The 19,587-nt window shown below is 50.0% G+C and carries 15 protein-coding genes; 5 read left to right on the top strand and 10 right to left on the bottom strand.

The window, feature by feature from the left end:
• The first annotated feature begins 151 nt into the window (after positions 1-151).
• Both RGU75_RS01950 and RGU75_RS01945 read left to right on the top strand, forming a co-directional pair.
• Positions 152-1,297 carry a sensor histidine kinase gene (locus tag RGU75_RS01950; protein WP_322232568.1) on the top strand — a complete coding sequence of 382 codons (1,146 nt, stop codon included), beginning with the start codon at positions 152-154 and terminating at the stop codon, positions 1,295-1,297.
• Between the two features lie 138 nt (positions 1,298-1,435).
• Positions 1,436-2,356 (top strand): LytTR family DNA-binding domain-containing protein, encoded by a 921-nt coding sequence (locus RGU75_RS01945; RefSeq protein WP_322232567.1) that lies wholly within the window; start codon positions 1,436-1,438, stop codon positions 2,354-2,356.
• Positions 2,357-2,891: 535 nt separating this feature from the next.
• Here RGU75_RS01945 and RGU75_RS01940 read toward each other — a convergent pair.
• The 6 genes from RGU75_RS01940 to wrbA form a co-directional block, all read right to left on the bottom strand.
• On the bottom strand, positions 2,892-5,321 hold the full coding sequence (locus tag RGU75_RS01940; protein WP_322232566.1) for a catalase: 2,430 nt from the start codon (positions 5,319-5,321) through the stop codon (positions 2,892-2,894).
• 410 nt (positions 5,322-5,731) lie between these two features.
• The gene (locus RGU75_RS01935; RefSeq protein ID WP_322232565.1) at positions 5,732-7,069 is read right to left on the bottom strand and encodes a DUF1501 domain-containing protein; all 1,338 of its coding nucleotides are present in this window, start codon (positions 7,067-7,069) and stop codon (positions 5,732-5,734) included.
• A gap of 3 nt (positions 7,070-7,072) precedes the next feature.
• A complete protein-coding gene (locus RGU75_RS01930; RefSeq protein WP_322232564.1) occupies positions 7,073-8,734 on the bottom strand; it encodes a DUF1800 domain-containing protein in 1,662 nt (553 codons plus the stop codon).
• A gap of 226 nt (positions 8,735-8,960) precedes the next feature.
• A complete protein-coding gene (locus RGU75_RS01925) occupies positions 8,961-10,376 on the bottom strand; it encodes an FAD-binding oxidoreductase (protein ID WP_322232563.1) in 1,416 nt (471 codons plus the stop codon).
• Between the two features lie 36 nt (positions 10,377-10,412).
• Positions 10,413-10,841: a DUF2069 domain-containing protein gene (locus tag RGU75_RS01920; protein ID WP_322240165.1), complete on the bottom strand. Its 429-nt coding sequence runs from the start codon at positions 10,839-10,841 to the stop codon at positions 10,413-10,415.
• A gap of 88 nt (positions 10,842-10,929) precedes the next feature.
• Entirely contained in the window at positions 10,930-11,562 is a 633-nt protein-coding gene (gene wrbA, locus RGU75_RS01915; protein ID WP_322232562.1) for an NAD(P)H:quinone oxidoreductase, read from the bottom strand.
• A 112-nt stretch (positions 11,563-11,674) separates the two neighbouring features.
• On the opposite strand from wrbA, the gene RGU75_RS01910 reads away from it, so the two are divergent.
• The gene (locus RGU75_RS01910) at positions 11,675-12,958 is read left to right on the top strand and encodes a YihY family inner membrane protein (protein ID WP_322232561.1); all 1,284 of its coding nucleotides are present in this window, start codon (positions 11,675-11,677) and stop codon (positions 12,956-12,958) included.
• Positions 12,959-13,096: 138 nt separating this feature from the next.
• Here RGU75_RS01910 and RGU75_RS01905 read toward each other — a convergent pair whose 3' ends face one another.
• The 4 genes from RGU75_RS01905 to RGU75_RS01890 all read right to left on the bottom strand — a co-directional run bounded on the left by RGU75_RS01905 (position 13,097) and on the right by RGU75_RS01890 (position 16,514).
• Positions 13,097-13,564: a DUF3761 domain-containing protein gene (locus RGU75_RS01905; RefSeq protein WP_322232560.1), complete on the bottom strand. Its 468-nt coding sequence runs from the start codon at positions 13,562-13,564 to the stop codon at positions 13,097-13,099.
• Positions 13,565-13,866: 302 nt separating this feature from the next.
• Positions 13,867-14,202: a DUF962 domain-containing protein gene (locus RGU75_RS01900; protein ID WP_322232559.1), complete on the bottom strand. Its 336-nt coding sequence runs from the start codon at positions 14,200-14,202 to the stop codon at positions 13,867-13,869.
• A gap of 100 nt (positions 14,203-14,302) precedes the next feature.
• Entirely contained in the window at positions 14,303-15,181 is an 879-nt protein-coding gene (locus tag RGU75_RS01895) for an alpha/beta hydrolase (protein WP_322232558.1), read from the bottom strand.
• A 1-nt stretch (position 15,182) separates the two neighbouring features.
• Positions 15,183-16,514, bottom strand: a complete 1,332-nt coding sequence (locus tag RGU75_RS01890) for an O-acetylhomoserine aminocarboxypropyltransferase (protein ID WP_322232557.1) — start codon at positions 16,512-16,514, stop codon at positions 15,183-15,185.
• A 324-nt stretch (positions 16,515-16,838) separates the two neighbouring features.
• Here RGU75_RS01890 and RGU75_RS01885 point away from each other — a divergent pair, with 324 nt between their 5' ends.
• Positions 16,839-17,294 (top strand): CBS domain-containing protein, encoded by a 456-nt coding sequence (locus RGU75_RS01885; RefSeq protein ID WP_322232556.1) that lies wholly within the window; start codon positions 16,839-16,841, stop codon positions 17,292-17,294.
• Between the two features lie 395 nt (positions 17,295-17,689).
• Positions 17,690-19,585 carry an MFS transporter gene (locus tag RGU75_RS01880; protein WP_322232555.1) on the top strand — a complete coding sequence of 632 codons (1,896 nt, stop codon included), beginning with the start codon at positions 17,690-17,692 and terminating at the stop codon, positions 19,583-19,585.
• Positions 19,586-19,587 lie beyond the last annotated feature (2 nt).

Raw genomic sequence — 19,587 nt, 5'->3', positions numbered from 1 at the left:
TACTCCGATTGACCTTCAATCAGGGTAGTTTTACGTGCATTTATGTGATCAAACGTCTATTTTGTTGTTGATTTAGTTATTATTTGTTGCCTGAACATTTATTCTGGCCTTTATGTAATTGTCCGGGTTCGCGCGTACCGGTCCATTTTTCATGGCATCCAACCCAGTACTGAGAATGCGTAAAAATAACCCAATCAGTCCAATCGATAGCATGCAGCAAGTTGCCAAAGACCTATCCGGTCAGTCTGTTATTCCCGATTGCTGTAATTTGGGTGTGGTAGCGCGGACCTTAATTGTGGTCAATGTCGCTTTGTTGGCGACGACTTTACTGCGGGTGGATGGACTGATATCCATGGTGATGAAATTTGTTGAGTCATCCATGCTGGTTGAATTGACGTGTTTTTTGTCACTGTTTTTTTTGTGTGGGATGCGAAGGATTAGTTATCGATTTCCGTTTTGGGGGCAGCGTTTGTTGTGCGCAGTGATTCCCGCTGGCGTCACCGGTCTGGTGATACTTTTGCTGTCGAGTTATGATTGGTTTCTTCAAAGCTTTGTGGATTTGTCGATCATCGGTCCGATGTTAATTGCCGCATTATTCGGCATTTCTTTGCAGCACTATTTTGAGTTGCGCGGACGTGCTTTTTCACCAGTGTTGGTTGAGGCGCGATTGCAGGCGTTACAGGCGCGGATACGGCCGCATTTTCTGTTTAATAGTTTAAATGCGGTCCTGGCGCTCATTCGTACCGAGCCGAGGCGGGCAGAAACGGCGCTGGAGGATCTGGCCGATTTAATTCGCGTGTTGATGCGTGATCCTCGCGCAATGACGACGCTGGAAAACGAATGCCAGTTATGTCGGCAATACCTATCAATTGAAAAAATTCGTCTCGGTGACCGTTTGAAGGTGCAATGGGAGCGCGAAGGAATTGACGATGAAGTGGTGCATAGGACGCAAATCCCTACCTTGTTATTGCAGCCGCTGGTAGAAAACGCGGTGCATTATGGGGTCGAGCCAAGCACCACAGAATCGATCATACGTATTCAATTAAAGAAGACCGTGGAGCGGATCGAGATCGCGGTGATTAATCCTTATTATGCGCAGACTGGATTGGTGTTGTCGGATGGCAATCAAATGGCGTTAAATAATATTCGTGAGCGCCTTGCATTGTTATATGACGTTGAGGGACAGTTGACAACAGCGGTCGTTAATGGACAGTTTGAGGTGCGTGTGCGATTCCCTTATGTGAAAACGTCTATAAGCGACGCCGCAACAGGGAAGTTGGATAAAAAAATTGTTTGAAATGTGAGGGTAGTTTTCACGACGCTACGATCTTACGAAGTGAGTGGAGAGTGAGGATTAGTCCTTACAAAATGTCCTAAGCAGGTTGAAGTAACGGGTTTGATTCTCGATGGAAGTTAACATTTTTTATTAACAGGCATGACTACACTGCTGGATTACCAGACCATCAATGGCATGATTCCTCGCATTTATATAGTTGATGACGAAGCGCCAGCGCGTGCGCGTCTGCGCACTGTATTGTCTGACATCGCCGAAGCTTGTCCACATATTCTTGTTGGCGAGGCCGAGCATGCGCAAGCTGCGTTGGAAGGTATTGCGGCGACGGCACCTGATGTGGTGTTAGTGGATGTTCAGATGCCAGAAGTAACGGGGTTGCAATTGGTGCAGCAACTGAAGCAGGGCTATGCCGGTTATGCAGGTCTTGTTAAGGACGGTAACGCGAATTTTTCTATCGCGGCGGAAATGCCGATCATTATTTTTGTCACGGCGTATGAACACTATGCCGTGAACGCCTTCGATGTGCACGCGTTTGATTATCTGTTGAAGCCTGTGCGCGCAGTGCGGCTGCAACAGGCGCTGCTGCGCGCGACGCAATTGCGCTTTCCGAGTGCAACAAAAATACAGGAAAACATTTCTCTTCCAGGTTCCGATCCTGTAACCCGATCAGCAGCGGTGCGGACGCATTTTTCGGTTCAGGAGCGCGGTCGGGTATTACTTGTTCCGATAGATGAAGTGCGATTTTTAAAAGCAGAATTGAAGTACGTTATCTTGCGTACCAAATCGAAGGAATATTTAATCGAAGATTCGTTGATGTCGATAGAGGAAGAATTACGTGCGCAGTTCGTTCGGGTTCATCGGAATACTTTGGTCGCGAGAAACGCGATCGTCGGTGTGGAGCGTGGCAGCCTTACGTTTGATAAAAATGACGACGATGGATCAGAGAAAAAATTGTTGCCGGTATTGCAGCAAACGTGGAATGTTATTTTGCGCGATGTAGAGCAAAAACTGCCGATATCCCGACGGCAGTGGAGCATTATTCGGGCGTTGGTACGATGCTAAAAGATAAATCAATTTTCATCATCGTAAAACGCCCTTTACGACATCGCTTAATAAGCTAATTTCGTAAGCTAACGTCATCGGCCAACTTCAAAGCGCCTTCTTCCCTACACTTGAATCAGCGTTCCGCTGATAGGCATCTATTTGCCAAGATTTTAAATTGTGTATGGCGGCAAAATCTTATAGCTTGATGTGGGATATCTTTACTCCAGCTATTTCGTTACTACATTCATGGTTGATCAGGAATGCCGTAAAGGTGTCTTGGTAAAGACCAGCTGCAGCTGTTCATTGAAATCACAATCGCGAAGGAGTAAATATGCTGATGCATCAAGAGCCACCACCGGTGGAAATTCCACCCACACAACCCGTTCCCACATCTCCACCGCCGGTTGGCGATCCTGTTCCTGGCGGCCAACACATTCCCCTTCGGACTTGATCTGAGCAAGGTGGCGGCGTCATGAAAAACGTCGGACGAAATAAAAGGACGTAACCCATCTCCCCTGACACGAGCTATCTAGTCGGGGAGATGAGCCTATTTTTAATTTGCAATAGGTAGTGATTCGGATTCCCGCATCAATTCACGTGGGCTAGCTAATGCCAGTTTAAAGGCGTCAATTGCCTGCGTTAAAGTGTGCGCGTTGGTATCGATGAAAGAAGGATCGTGTTGCGGTACTGGTGCCAACGTGACACCTGCGGCCTCAAATAAAGCAGCGCCGTTACCCACTACCATTATTTGTTTGCAATGGCGATATTGGTCCCGAAGGAAATCCATCGCTTGCATGTTCTTCGTCCATTTTGCGGCGATATCAGTGCTATTGGCGTCGATGACCACGGCGTCGTAAAGCACTGACGGTGCGGCTTCCAGTGAAATTTCCACGTCTAGAAAATCGCCATCACTAGTCGCCACTTTGCCTAGTTGTGCTCCAACCAGCCTTGGTACTGCGCCGTCAGCAAGTAATGAGGCGTAGATTGTTCTCACAGTTGCACCTTCTACGCCTGTGGTAATCAGGATGGCGACTCTGCGTGTTTTGATGCCAAGTTCACCGGGCCGAAACGTCAGAGATAAAGCTGGAGAAAGCGCATACTCAGGTATCGGCAAATCAGACGCCAGCGGCATTGCTGGTGGCAATTCTAAACCCAAGCCATGTGCGACTGCGTCCGCAAGTATTGGATCAACGTTCACTAGCATCGATATCACGCGCACGCGCACTGCGGGTGTTTGTACGCGCGTCAATTCGAAGCGGAAAGCTGAGGCAATGTGTGCTTGTTCGGCTGGTGTCTGACTATTCCAGAATAATCGGGCTTGGGAATAGTGGTCAGCAAACAGCTCCGCTTTTCCGCGCACTTTATCGGCGGCGACCGGCTGCGGGAAGCTTGTAAAGCCACGTGCCCCGGCCTGGAACGGGCAACCGCCGCCTAAAGAGTTGGGTTCGTAACTGGCGCGACCACGATGTATTGCCTGGCGATGCATTCCGTCACGCTGATTATTATAGACCGGCGCTAGCGGTGCGTTGATGGGGATTTCATGAAAGTTGGGGCCGCCAAGGCGACTGATTTGCGTATCAATATAGGAGTGAATGCGACCTTGCAATAATGGGTCGTTGCTGAAGTCAATTCCAGGTACGACGTGCGCAGTGCAGAAGGCTACTTGCTCGGTTTCAGCGAAGAAATTATCGGGATTGCGATTGAGCGTCATTTTGCCGACGGGAATGACTTTCACCATTTCTTCAGGGACAAGCTTGGTAGGATCAAGTACGTCAAACCCAAACTGTTCGGCTTCTTCCTCAGTGAATACTTGCAGGCCAAGCTCCCATTCGGGATAGGCGCCAGCTTCGATTGCTTCCCACAAATCACGGCGATGAAAATCGGCGTCAGCGCCAGCAATCTTTACCGCTTCGTCCCATGCCAGGGAATGCGTCCCAGCAACGGGTTCCCAATGAAACTTGCAGAATACTGATTCACCTTCAACATTCACCAACCTGAATGTATGCACGCCAAAGCCTTGCATCATGCGCAAACTGCGCGGAATCGCCCGGTCTGACATAACCCACATCAACATATGTGTTGATTCGGGCATTAACGACACAAAATCCCAAAAGGTATCGTGAGCGCTTGATGCTTGCGGAATGCCGTTGTGCGCCTCGGGCTTCACCGCGTGAACCAGATCCGGAAATTTCATCGCGTCCTGGATAAAAAAGACCGGCATGTTATTGCCGACCAGATCCCAGTTGCCTTCATCTGTATAAAATTTGACCGCGAATCCACGCACGTCGCGAGCTGTATCGGCGGAGCCACGTTCGCCAGCGACGGTCGAAAAGCGGACGAAAACCGGCGTGCGTTTACCGGCTTGCGCAAAAGGTGCGGCGCGAGTTAAATCACTTAAGTCCTTATAAGATTCAAAATAGCCATGCGCCGCCGTGCCGCGTGCGTGGACGACTCTTTCAGGAATCCGCTCATGGTCAAAATGGGTAATTTTCTCGCGCAAAATAAAATCTTCTAATGCAGTCGGGCCACGCAATCCAATTTTAAGAGAGCTTTGGTTGTCCGCAACCGGCACGCCCTGATTGGTGGTGAGCGCTTGATTGCCCGCGTCGACGCGGACGCGATCGAGAGGACCGGAGGTCGGATTACCGCCGATTTGTGGGTGACCATCTCCCACCTTGGGCGATACAGTGTTTTCGGTTGTGGTGCTCGCGGTAGCTAGTTCGCCCGCAGGCTTGCCAACTGAACCGGTTTGCGGGTCGGGTGCGCCACTTTCGCCGTTTCCATATTCGGCCTGCTTGCTATCGTTATAGGGCATTTGCGCGGATAGGGCTTGTCCGCTAATCACCTTTTCGCGTAATTTATTCGGTAAACCATCTTTACTACCAACGCTGCTCGGCGGTGCGGCGTCTGATGGCCCTGAAATTGTACTGAAAATCGATCCGGCACCGTCCACTGAAGACGGATTTTTTTTGCGCGTCACCATTAGTTTTACCTCGCAATAAAAAGTAGGGAAATAGAAGTAGGCATAGGAAAAAGTACGTCAATTAAACGACCACCCTGGGGTGAAGCGGCACAGTTACTCACCTTGTGCAGCGGACTTTTCGATTCTGTAAAGGCGCAAAAACGCGCGCGCAAGATGTTGCCCGATTGAAGTAGCTTAGACTTCCGGGCCGAAATTGGTATAGGAAGAAACCTGATTTTTGTGTAGGAAATAGCCACGCGCACAGATGCGCGTGGCGGCGTTTCCGTCAACGCATGACGAATTTATGTCGAATTGATGTCGAAAGTGAACGCGATTGAAGATGATGATAGGCAATAGACGGAGATGTTACAGCAGATGACGGAGCCTTTTTATGTTGGTTTTGAGGCCCGTCCTTGAGCCCAAAAATTTTGTTATATCAGGAAGTTTAATTTTTGATTATTAGCGCCAGGAAATTGCGGGAAGACACGTTGGAGCGCGGTATCTCCGACGCGCATGTGCTTTTCTGCCAGCGTCGCTAATACGGTGCGAAAGTCTGTGGTGATTGCCAGGTCGCGACCTTCGTTGAGAGATTTGTCATCGATGCCAGGCCAGTTGCCGTATATCGTGCGGCCACGTACATTGCCGCCGAGCAGCCACATCACATTGCCGTGTCCATGGTCGGTTCCACCATTGCCGTTCTCGCGGAAGGTTCGGCCAAATTCCGACATGACGACGATCACGGTGTCGTTAAAGGCTGGACCGAGTTCTGTCGCGAGCGTGGTTAAGCCATCGGCCAAAGGGCGCAGTCTGTTGGCTAACTGGCCCGTACCGTTACCTTGATTGGCGTGCGTATCCCATCCGCCCACGGCGACAAAGCCAAGCCGGATCGCGGGGTTGCTGCGCATAAGACGGCCTAGTCTTGTCGTATCAATGGAGAGTCCGTTTGGAAGTGGCGCACCGTTATTGGCGGCGCGTTGTTCCGTGCTATTCAGGTCCATCATCATTTCCTTACGCGCTGCAAGGCCATCCCGAAATGCTTTTCCTAACGTTGGATCCTGTTGATATAACGCGTTGAAGGCAAGATTGACGTCCGGTTTGTCGATCTGCGTTGGTCGGGTGGCATCGCGCCCGGTCGGCATATTGGCGACGACGGCACGGCCGGTCAGGATGCGTGGTATCGACTCGCCTAGTGTCAGTGCTTGCATGGGCGCTTCTTTGGGCGGCATAGTGCCCAGCAGGCGATTCATCCAGCCGTCGTGTGTGTTGTGTTGACCGGGTGTACCGGTTTCCATATAGTCCTGCGCCTCAAAATGCGAACGCGACATATCGGGCGAGCCGGATGCATGAATGAACGCCAGTTGGCCGTTATCCCAATAAGGCTTGAGCGGTTGCAATGCCGGATGAAGCCCGAAATATCCGGTTAAATCGATTGCACCATTGTTGTCGCCAGGACGTGCCACTGCGATGGTAGGGCGGGCCTGATAATAATGCTGGTCGCCATGCGGTACAACAACATTAAGGCCATCCACCGCTCCGCGTAAAAAAACTACAACCATGCGCGGCGTGCCGTCACCCGCCAGACGGTCACGCTTCGGCGGTGTGCCGTAGGCGAGTGGTGCCGGTTCTCGATTGCTCTTTTGCAGATTAGCGGTATTTGGCTTGTTGGGCGGCGCAACGACACAGCCAGAAAGTCCAATCGGAATCAGAATCGCACCGCTGCCGACGATGCCAAGTTGACTAATGCTGCGGATAAAATCGCGGCGTTTCATGATTTACCTCTTCATAAAATCGGGGCTACCCAGAATCATGCTGGCTTGCAAGTTGGCGGGTGCGGTTGTGATGGTATCGATGCTGCGTTGATCGAGTAACGGCGACAGTGTTTTTATCAACTGCTGCGGGTCTAATGGGACTGCATTAGAAGGTGGTCCGGGCGGCGGTGGCGGAAATCCAATCGGCGATTTGCCATTACCAAGGCTGCTGACAAAATTGATTCGGCGTAATAGCGCATCCGGATTGAGCCACGCTTCTTCGGAAAATTTATACCCTTCCGGCGTCAGCCAACCATATAAAGGTTGACCCAATTGATTCAACGCGTTATCAACCGGCCTGACATTCATGACCGGAATGTCACTGGCCCGCAAAGCGGAAACGATGTACTGATAAGGTGTCTTGAACTGGGTTTGATAATTGGCACGAGACCAAAATTGCTGGCTATCAAATAAGGTGTGCAGCACCGCTTTGATATCCCCATTGGTGCTCAGGAACCGCTGCGCCAGCTTTTCAACTAATGCCGGATCGGGTTTGTCGCTGACAAAATATTGGACTAATTTGGTGGAAATAAACCGTGCCGTGGCAGGTTGCCGCGCTACGATGTCAAGCGCTTGCTCACCTTCCTGTTCACCGTCCTGACCGGCGAGTCCTTTGATGGTCTGACCGAGAAAAATTTTGTCACCGGTGTCATGGCGGCGTGGATTGAAAATGAAGGTGGGCTGGTCTGAACTGTAGCCGCCACTGGAGCTGTTATTGGCTCCATTTTTCATGTCTTTTACATCAATAGTCCAGCCACTCAAAATGCGTGCTAATGCAATCACGTCGGCTTGGGTATAGCCACCATTGATACCTAGTGTATGCAGTTCGAGTAATTCACGTCCATAGTTTTCGTTTAAACCTTTAAATCGACCGCGGGCCTCCGGCGTATTGACGCCACTACTCAACCAGTTATCGAGGTAATACAGCATGGCTGGATGATGCGCCACCGATCCTAACAATTGCCTGAAATTACCCAATGCATTGGGACGCAACACATTTTTTTCATACTCGCCGTTCCAGTAGCGAACCCATTCTTTACCTTCAAAAACATTGAAGTGGTTGAACCAGAATTCGGTCATGATTTCCTGCAACTGACGCGGGCTTTCAGTCGCCTCCCATAATCGGGCCTGATGCGCTTGCAATGTGATTTCTTTGTTGGCGCGCTGACGTGCCTGATTTTTCTCTTCCGGGGTTGCAGTATTGGGGGGGAAAGAGGGCGGGCCGTATTGTTGATAAAGCTGCGTGGTGCTGAGTTGATAGGTAGGAAGGCTAGCCAACTGGTCGATTAGCGTTTGGGGAAGCGGAATACGTTCGGGATTTAATTGCAGGTCAATGTAGCGTTTTACGCCCATTTTTTTGATTTCATCCACATCACCCGGACGTGGACCATACGCCAGACGATTCAACACATGCAGTGCTTTTTCGTTTTCCCATAACGGTGCGGTGGACGACGGCGTGGGAGCAATGGTTGGAGCGAGTGGGGGAGTGAAGTCGGGAGTGCGTGTCGGTGATGCTGGCGCAGCAATCGCGCTGAGCGGATTCAGTGTGCCGAGTCCTACGCTGAACAAAAATGAGATCGTAACCAATGGCAAGTTGAAGCGAGATTTTTGAATGGTCGGCAACATCTTATTCCGCTTAAGGTGAAGAAGCTCGTTGTGACTACACCAGCTAATTGCGATGGTGACCGTGGTTCTTCAGAGGATAACGTGGCGATTGCTTTTTGGTAGACAAACTCTGTGTAACAGTGTGTAAGCCAAGGTTTGTAGAATGGGTTGTGCGAACCACGAAGTATGAAACCAGAGACAAAGAACGTAAATAATTAAGAGGTTCGCGCTTTGTAACTGAGCGGTCCTAGATGACTTTCCCGGGATTCATTAGATTGAGTGGGTCTAATGCTTGTTTAATTGTTTTCATCAAGGAAATTTCTACCGGTGATTTGTAACGTAGTAACTCCTCACGCTTTAGGACGCCGATGCCATGTTCCGCTGAAATTGAACCCCCAAATTTGTGTACGCTGTCGTGTACGACAAGATTGATATTGGATTGTTGCGCGAGGAACAGGTCAGCGGAATAGCCGATGGCTGGTGAAACGTTGTAATGTAAATTTCCGTCGCCCAAATGGCCGAAAGTGACATTGCGGCATGCGGGAAAATGTTGCTGCAACAGGGCGTCGGTGACCGTAATGAATTCAGCAATACGCGAAATCGGCAAAGAGATGTCATGTTTGATGTTTTTGCCTTCTTTAGCTTGCGCCGATGAGATACTTTCTCGCCAGTTCCATAATGTTTTTGACTGCGCGGAAGAGGACGCCAGGACAGCATCCTGACAAATGTCGTGTTCCAGAGCGCTCGCCAGTAAGGATTCCAGCAAGGCGCTGGCATGGGCTTCTGATTCGCTGTCGGATAGTTCAAGCAGTACATAGTGCGGATGGTGCATCGAGAATGGAAAAGTCAGGTGCGGCATGTGTTTGGCTACCAATTGTAAACACAGATCGGACATTAATTCGAAACCGGTTAGCGTGGCTCCGCAATGGCCTTGCGCTAAGGTCAGCAGACGTAAAGCTTGAACTGGCGTTTGTAACGCAACCAGTGCGGTTAATTGCGATTTTGGCAATGGAAATATTTTCATTACTGCAGCAGTAATAATCCCAAGTGTGCCTTCAGCTCCTATAAATAGGTCACGTAAATCATAGCCGGTGTTATCTTTACGCAAGCCGCGTAGCCCCTCCATGATGTCGCCCTGTGCGGTCACGACTTCGAGTCCCAGGCATAACTCACGCGTGTTGCCATAGCGCAAAACAGCCGTGCCGCCTGCATTCGTTGCGAGATTGCCGCCAATGGTGCAACTGCCTTCGGCAGCTAACGATAAGGGGAGCAAACGCTCGGCTGCGAATGCGGCATCTTGCACGTGCTGCAAGATGCAACCCGCTTCTACGGTGATGGTATGGTTGACCGGATCGACTGATCGAATCCGGCTAAGGCGCGTCAGCGATAACACAATCGCGACGCCGCTGGTGTCGGGAACACTGCCTAAAACGAGTCCGGTATTGCCGCCTTGCGGAACGAGCGGTACGTTGTATTGATTGCACAGGCGCACAATTGCGGCGACCTCGGCAGTATTACCCGGCTTGACTACCGCTATTGCCTGACCTGTGAAGCGTTGACGCTGGTCTGTCAAATAAGACGCCTTGTCATCGTTGGCGGTCAGCACGTAAGCGTCACCGATGGTTTTTTTACAGGCGTTTATAAAGTCAGCTGAGTTGGTCATGTCTGGATGATTGTGAAACCGCGTGTGGGAATGAAGTTACGTCGATCGGGATCGGGAAGCTTTTTCGATGGCTGCTTTGGCGAGCGCTTTCGCCACTTTTTTGTAGGGCTGCAAATACATGATCGAGCAAACAAAAAAGAGGCAGGTCAACGCCACTTCGGCCCATCCCAGCATCGCCGAGAGATGATTGCTGTCGCTGGTAGCGCGCACGATGCCCTCTGCAAAGTAAATCAGAATGAGCATGGACGACCATTGCATCGTGTAGATATCGCGCTTCAGAATGCCACGTAAGGGGAGCAAAAGTGGGATAACCTTCAATACCATCCATGATCCACCCGGGCGCAACGGTGCTAAAAATAATTCCCAGGCAACACACAGAGCGATCAGAATCAGCAACGTACCGGAAGTGCCGAAGTAAAACCACTGGCATGGACGTAGTTGTGCAGAAGTTTGGGCTTCGACCATGGTTGCCCCGGCTGGGTTGGTGATGAGGTTATTTTCGGCGTCTTTTTTGACGTCTTTTTTGACTTCTTTCCTCGCGTCTTTTGTCATGTCATGCTCCTTGCAGTTTGCGCGCGGTCTCAGCCAGGCGACTACCTTGCGCGATTGCCAAAATACGGCTTTCCGCCGAAATGGGCTGATTGCCATTCATTCCCGCCCAGTGGCTGGCACCGTAAGGTGTGCCGCCGCTACTGGTGGTCATCAATTCCGGCAGCGTATAAGGCAGACCCATCATCAACATACCGTGATGAAATAGCGGTGTCATCATGGACATCAATGTGGTTTCCTGGCCACCATGCAGACTGCCTGTGGACGTGAATACGCAACCCGGTTTGCCGGCTAAAGCACCGCCGAGCCATTGGGCGCTGGTACCATCCCAAAAATATTTCATGGCCGACGCCATGTTGCCAAACCGTGTTGGTGAGCCTAGTGCCAATCCGGCGCATTGCTCCAAATCCATTAATTCAACGTAAGGCGCACCTTGCTCCGGAATGCTTGATTCGGTCGCTTCGGTGACAGTGGACACCGCTGGTACCGTGCGCAAACGGGCTTCGCAGCCCGGTGTTGCGTCAATACCTTGCGCGATTAATTCGGCAAGTTTTCTGGTTGCGCCATGGCGCGAGTAATACAAAACCAGAATGACGATTTTGCGGTTGATACTGTGGGATGTGTGGGTTGAGCTCATAGGTTGGTATTATAGGGCGCTTTATCAATACTTTACGCTGACCGATAGCGCTTGTAAGCATCTAAAAATGCGTCCGACTTTGCTGTCGTGCTGTAAAGGTCACAACAAAAATATGTTTCCATTTAAATTTTCCCACTTGCGCGGTTTGTCATTGGATGAGTTGCGCGACTTATTTCGTTTTGCGGGTCGCCGCCTGAGCGAAGAGCGTTTACCGCAAGTTGCCAGTAGTTTGACGTTTATGACTATTTTGGCGTTGGTTCCCATGCTGACCATTGCGTTGGCAATTTTCACCGCTTTTCCGCTCTTTAGTACCTTCCGTGCATCGCTGGAAGCATACTTCGTGCATAACCTGATGCCTAAGGGGATTGCCAATACAATTTTGAGTAACCTGAATCAGTTTGCCAGCAAATCTGCAAGCCTGTCGGCAGTCGGTGGTGTTGCCCTTATTGTGACAACCGGTATGACGATGTCGACCGTAGATCAGGTTTTCAATAGCATCTGGAGGGTCAAAACCCAGCGTCCCTTTATTCAACGGGCGCTTGTATATTGGGCGCTAGTAACATTAGGACCATTGCTGATCGGTATCTCGATTACGGCTACCTCCTATCTGACAGAAGCCACCAACGGTCTGGTCATCAGCTGGTTAGGAAAATGGTTTTACACAGTGGTATCGGTTTCTTTGACGACAGCGGCATTCACCTTATTGTATGTAGTTGTACCGAATCGGTTCGTCAATTGGCGCGATGCGGTGTGGGGCGGACTCTTCGCGGGGATAGCCATTGAAGTTGCTAAACGGATTTTTGCTGCATATGTGATCAAATTCCCGACTTATACGATCATTTACGGTGCGTTGGCAGCATTGCCAATTTTTCTGCTATGGATTTATATGCTATGGATGATCACGCTGGTCGGCGCGCTGGTAGTGGCGGCGCTACCGGTGATCAAGCACGAACGATGGTGGCACGTGCCGACGCCCGGCAGCGCGTTTGTTGATGCCATGGCGGTTTTGCAGGTATTGCATGAGGCTAGAATAGCGAATAGCTCTTCTGCAGTGAGTGCAACTCAGATTCGACGTGCGACGCGATTAGGTTTTGATGAGTCGGAAAATTTGTTGCAACAAATGCTCGAGGCAGGATGGGTCGGGCGGATTAGCAAAGCGCTGCCAAAACGCTTGCGCTGGAACCGTCATGCGTTGTCGCACCTGGATCAGTGGACTTTACTGGCTAATCCTGATAGCTTAAAATTAGCGGAGATCTATCGCCTGTTCGTCTTCAATACTGCTTCGTATGCCGTTGATGCGCCACCGTTGGCGAAGCGGGTAGAAGAAACGATTGAGTTGGGATTGGACCAGTCTTTGGCGCGTTATTTTGGTCAATCCTCGCAAGAGTCGTTGTAACTCCTTCCTACAGAACTTACCCAGATATTCTAAAAAGACGTCTAAAAGTAACCGCATGAAAGAAAAAGCGCCCCAAAAAAGGGGCGCTTTTGCATTCGGCCAAAAAGGTCAACCAAAAAAATTATCTACAAAATCATCTTAAGTACATGCTTTGCCATGATCAGCGTGGTTACCGGCGGCTTTCGCTGCAGCTTCCGTCATATACGAACCTGCTTTAGTTGTTCCGTACCATTTGGAACCGGAGCAATGATAGGTCTTGGAGCTGGCATTTACCCAGACTTTACCAGCGCCACCACCTGCGGCTGGGGTCGCCGCCGGAAGGGCGGGCGTTTTCATGGGAGATGCTGCAGCGGCTGCGACGGCGGGCGCTGGTGCGGCAGGTGCGGCAGCCATTGCGGCAGGGCTGTCAGCAGCCTTCACATACCAATCTTTGACTCCCCCATGTTTTGAGCAAGCGCCCTTTTTTGTGGCGCCCGAAGAGTAGGAGCCATCTTTGCACATTCCAGAAGTACCGGCTGGCGCGGCAGCAGGCGCAGTTTGGGCGAACCCACTGGCAGCAAAGGTTAATCCTGCGGCCAAAGTGAGCATCGCGAGCGTAATTTTCATCGTGTTTCTCCAAAAGATGTTTGAATATCATTCAAAATACAATTTCCACATGGATTACATTGAGAGTCGTGCTACCTGCTTGTTTTCTTAGTGCTTAGACGTCGAATGTGTCATTAACGCGTATTAACTGACCAACGTATAACGTGGCGTGCAGCTTTGATGTCGATAGCGTTGTGTGCCTGACGATTAACGCTTGATTACGTTTTTTCGAGGACCGATACTGCTAAAAAGTAAAATGTATTCTTTTACCGGAGAAATAATAATCCTTTCTTGCAGGGAATGTTGAAATAAAATAAATATATTTAGAAAGTTACTTTGCCAGTCAGCATTTGACCGTACATCACCCAATCACCAATGAATGAATAGAGCGGATAGCGAAACGTCGCTGGCCGGTTCTTTTCGATGAAGAAGTGGCCGATCCACGCAAAGCCATATCCACTCAGAACGCCGCTCAATAGCCACCATCCATTTCCGGTAAACAGGAGGGCGATGAACGATAAAAGGGCGAAGGTCGATCCAATAAAGTGCAATCGGCGACAAATGCGGTTACCGTGTTGGTTAAGATACATGGGATAGAACTGCGCAAAGGAGGCAAAATTTTCTTTCTTGCCCTCCGTATCCTTTATATATTTAGGCATGTAGAACTCCCTTCAGAAGCCTTATGGGCGTGAAATGTTTTCAATGCCATAACAAAATACATCAACTCAGTTTTGATGCAGCTTGTTAGGGGGCAGAAATTTATTTTAGCCAGTCGATGCCAGTTGCGAAATGAAATAATTCATCGAGCACGGCATCCGGTTGCTCTGCCATTAGCGCATGTCCGCTGTCTATCAGCGCGACTTTCGCATGCGGAATGTTGCTGATGATGGTTTTCGCCGCTTTGGGCGGCGTCATGGCATCGCGTTTTCCTAATAGAAACAGGGCTGGACAGCGGATTGCCGAAGCTGCAGCATCGCCATGCTGATAAGTATTGCAGGTCATGAAATCAGTATAAAAAACGGTGTCTCCGCTGCGTATATTTTCTGTGCTCGGCAGATCCGTCGCTTTGGCGACATTGCGTTCATCGCGCGTTGCGATGTGTTCCATTAAGCGCTGGCTGCCGCCCAAAACATAGAAACCGGGACCGGGGTTGGACGGTTTCTGGACAAAACTCGCATGCGACCACTTGTTGACCATTGCGATGGCTGTCGGCTGGTCACTATTCGCCGCTTCCAGCAACACTTCGGATACTTTCATCGGATAGGCGCTTGCGACCATGGCGATGCCGCCGATCAAGACCGACGAAGGTGTTCGGCCGGCGGTTTCCAATGCAATGAGCGAACCCATGCTGTGTCCGACTAATAGCGCCTTGGTGACATTGGCGGCCTTGAGCAGAGCCAAAAGCCAGTCGGACATCGACTCAACGGTTGTTAGTGGCGCGCCCTGACTTCGTCCGTGTCCTGGCAAATCAACCGCAAGCACGCTAAATCCGTGGTGAGCAAAATAGCGGGTTTGTAAAATCCAGACCGAATGATCGTTTTGTGCCCCGTGAATGAACACCGCGGTCGGTAATGTAGCGTCAAACGGTTTGCCGCCCGTGTAGCAATAAGCATCATGCCCCTGAACATTTATCAGCATTTCAAGCTCCTGTATTCGGTTGAATTGAGGTTCGGTGCGCGGCTTTCAAGCCGTAAGCCAGATCCTCTATCAGATCGTCGACATTCTCTAGTCCGACAGATAATCTGAGTGTGCCTTCGCCAATCCCGGATGCGGCCAGCTGGTCACTTGGTACGCGGAAATGGGTGGTTGATGCAGGATGGATTACCAATGACTTGGCATCACCGACGTTGGCCAGGTGGGAAAATATTTTTAATGACTCCACCATGCGGCGACCCGCAGCGCGATCACCCTTCAGGTTGAAGGAAAATACTGCGCCGCAGCCTTTCGGGAGAAGTTCTTTCGCCAGCGCATAATCGGGATGGGATGAAAGTTCGGGATAGGCGACCGACTCTACGGCGTCTTGCCGTGTTAAAAATTCGACCACTTTGCGCGTGTTTGCGACATGCTTTTCCATTCTTAAGGCGAGCGTCTCTACGCCTTGCAATATGGCAAAAGCATTGTGCGGACTCATGGCTGCGCCGAAGTCACGCAAACCTTCGCGGCGGGCGCGCAGAGAGAACGGCGCGACCGTTGACTCTTCCGAAAATACCATGCCGTGAAAACCGTCGTAGGGTGCGCAAAGTTCGGCGAAATGGCCAGTCTTTTCGTATGCTTGTTGCCAGTCAAAGGTGCCCCCATCTACCAGCAGACCGCCAATAGCGGTGCCATGACCGCAAAGAAATTTGGTCGCCGAGTGAAAAACCAGATCGGCTCCATGGTCGAACGGGCGCAGCAAATAGGGTGTGGTGAAGGTTGAATCGACCAACAATGGCAGATAGTGCTCGTGTGCGATTGCGGCTACTCGCCCAATATCGAGTACGTCTAGGCCTGGATTACCCAGAGTCTCACCAAATAATACCTTTGTATTTGGTTGGATCGCGGCGCGCCAGGCATCCAGATCGCGTGGATCGACGAAGGTGGTATCGATGCCGAAACGTTTCATGGTGTATGCCAGCAGGTTATGCGAACCGCCGTACAGGGCACGGGATGCGACGACGTGTGATCCTGCGCCAGCAATGGTTGCTAGTCCAAGGTGTAGCGCTGCCTGACCGCTGGCGACCGCAATTCCTGCAACTCCACCTTCGAGCGCTGCGATGCGCTCTTCCAAAACGGCATTGGTAGGGTTCGAAATGCGTGAATAAACGTGTCCTGCACGTTCCATATTAAATAATGAGGCAGCGTGATCTGAGTCTTTGAAGACGAAGGCGGAGCTGAGATAAATCGGTGTCGCTCTAGCCCCGGTAGTGGGATCCGGGATAGCGCCCGCGTGGAGTGATAAGGTATCAAAACCAGGGGATGTTGGCTTGCTCATGACGACGATTTCTCCTATTAATCTGTTTGTTTTATTATTGAACCCGGAACGTTTTTCTTAAGGCGTATTTCCAGTGCTTCAGTCAGTGCTAGATTTTTCGACGGGCTTACGCTACATTCAAGGCATCTGAAGGTTTTAGTGAGTCGAAGCAAAAAGTAGCTAAGCGAATACATTTTTTGATTTTTTTGTGTCAATTGCCCCAATATTGGGACTATTTGATAATAAGATCAGTCAAAAATGAAACTTTCGGAGGCTTTTTCTACCGGCTGCAGAGATTCGCAGGTTTCTCAATACAAGCATAACAAGCAAAGGCAGGATGACCCAATGAAAGTTTCTGAAATACTCAAAGTCAAAGGCAACATCCTCTATACGGTGACACCGGAGACACCGCTACTAGAGGCGACTAACACGATGGCCGAAAAGGACATCGGTTCGCTCGTGGTGATGGAATTCGGCACGTTGGTGGGGATGCTGACGTTTCGCGAAGTGCTGAAAGCAATCCATGAAAATGGCGGCGAAGTTGGGACCAATACCGTGCGAAAGCACATGGATGACAGCCCGATCACGATCACACCCGACACGGAGGTGAATGAAGTGCGCCGTATTATGCTAGAGCGTCATGCGCGCTATGTTCCCGTAATGGATGCGAATACATTGCTGGGTGTTATGTCATTTTATGATGTCGCAAAGGCGGTGCTGGATGCGCAAGGTTTTGAAAACAAGATGCTCAAAGCTTACATTCGGGATTGGCCAATCAGTACGCCGTCACCGGATGATTGATCGGTCAGCATGGTTCTTAATATGACATTGCCGCACTTATGTGCCTATTTCAGTTAAGAATGGTCGAGCATGAGAAAAAAACCGTTAGTGGCAAACATTCGCTGCTGACGGTTTTTTTGTATCTATGATGGGTTGCCGGGATTCTGAATATACTGGGAGCGCTGGAGAGTCACTAAGAATTGGTGACGAATATTAAACGCCTTGCACCATCAACAGGCGATACGTCTGGAAGGTAAAGCTAAGGCAAAAAAACATCAATTAGAACGTTGATTCAAACGTAAATTCAAACGTAAATCCAAACTTAGAGAAAGCGCCTATTTCTCAATCTAATGGAGCCCACGTACAATTGTCGACGTCATCATTTTCATAGTGTAATTTTCGCTTATTGATCGCCCATGCAACCATCAAACCGACCAAATCAATTTTCTCTGCTGCGCCAAAGCCGTTTTGCACCGTTTTTCTGGACGCAGTTTTTTGGTGCTTTCAATGATAATGTCTTTAAGACAGCGTTGCTGACGATTCTGACTTATGACGCACTAAGCTGGACTAGCGTGGATCCCGGGTTTTTAAATAATCTCATCCCTGGATTGTTTATTTTGCCGTTTTTGCTGTTTTCGGCTACCTCCGGCCAGTTCGCAGACAAATTTGAAAAGTCCCGTATCGCACGCCTTGTAAAAGTGTTTGAAATCGCCATTATGGCGTTGGCAGCATACGGCTGGATGACGCGTAACCTATGGATTTTAGTCGGCGCGATAGTTGGTATGGGATTACATTCGACGGTATTTGGTCCCGTCAAATACGCTTATTTGCCACAACAATTAAAAAAAGACGAGCTAGTCGGCGGTAATGGCGTCATTGAGATGGGTACCTTTGTGGGTATTCTTGTCGGCGAAATTCTTGGCGCGGTGCTGGTTGTTCATCAATCCTGGGGCATCGAGCTCGTAGCGGGCGGCACAATTTTGATTGCAATCGTCGGTTGGCTTTTTAGTCGCCGGATTCCACTCACGCCAGCACCAGAACCGGACCTGATCATTAATTGGAATCCAATTACCGAAACAGTTCGGAATTTGCGTTTTTCCCATCAAAATCGTCCTGTATTTCTGGCGATGATGGGCAACTCATGGTTCTGGTTTTACGGTGCGATTATGTTGGCGCAATTTCCGCTGTATGCCAAAAATTATTTGCACGGAGATCATAGTGTTTTTGTTTTATTGCTGACAGTATTTTCGCTCGGCGTCGGTGGTGGCTCGCTGCTGTGTGAACGGCTTTCCGGCCACAAGGTCGAAATCGGGTTGGTCCCCTTCGGGTCGATTGGATTATCGGTGTTTGGTTTTGATCTGTTTCTTGCCAGTCAGGGATATACGAATACGAGTTCGGTTGATTTCATTGGGTTTTTCGCACAGCAGAGCAGCATACGCATCTTGTTTGATTGCCTGATGATAGGATTGTTTGGCGGTTTTTATATCGTCCCGCTGTTTGCGGTGATTCAGACGCGGTGTGATCCAGCGCATTTATCGCGCACGATAGCCGGGATGAATATCATGAACGCTTTGTTTATGGTGGTCGCCGCTTTACTGGCGATGGTGCTGCTAAAAATGGGACTCACGATTCCGCAAATTTTTATGGTCACAGCGATTCTTAACGCTGTCGTTGCTGGCTACATTTTTTCGGTAGTACCAGAATATCTGGTGCGTTTCCTGGCGTGGATATTGATCCATACGATACATCGCGTACGCACTGTTGATATCAGTAGAATTCCAGAGGACGGCGCAGCGGTATTGGTCTGCAACCATGTTAGTTTTGTGGATGCCATTGTGATCATGGCAGCCAGCCCGCGGCCGATTCGGTTTGTGATGGATCATCGAATTTTTAAAATGCCGGTTCTCGCGTGGCTGTTTAGAAATAGTAAAGCGATCCCAATCGCATCTGCGAAAGAAGATTCGGTGTTGATGGAAAAAGGCTTTGCCGATATTGCCAGGGCACTTGAGGATGGCGACCTGATCTGTATCTTCCCTGAAGGTAAATTGACGACTGACGGCCATATCAATGCGTTTCGCGGTGGGATCAGTAAAATTATCGAACGCACGCCTGTTCCTGTCATTCCGATGGCTTTGCGCGGATTGTGGGGCAGTATGTGGACACATGGCAACGGTAATCCTTTTGGGCGCTCGTTTAAACGTGGCCCCTTGTCGGTGCTTGAGCTGGCAGTAGGAAAGGCCGTTATGCCAGCCGATGCGACACCTGAATATCTTCAGCAACAAGTCCAGAATTTGCGGGGTGCGTGGAAGTGACG

It is taken from the genome of Glaciimonas sp. CA11.2 (assembly GCF_034314045.1).
GTDB lineage: Bacteria > Pseudomonadota > Gammaproteobacteria > Burkholderiales > Burkholderiaceae_D > Glaciimonas.
Note: the sequence above shows the minus strand (reverse complement) of the source record. Positions and strands in the feature narration are given on the sequence as shown.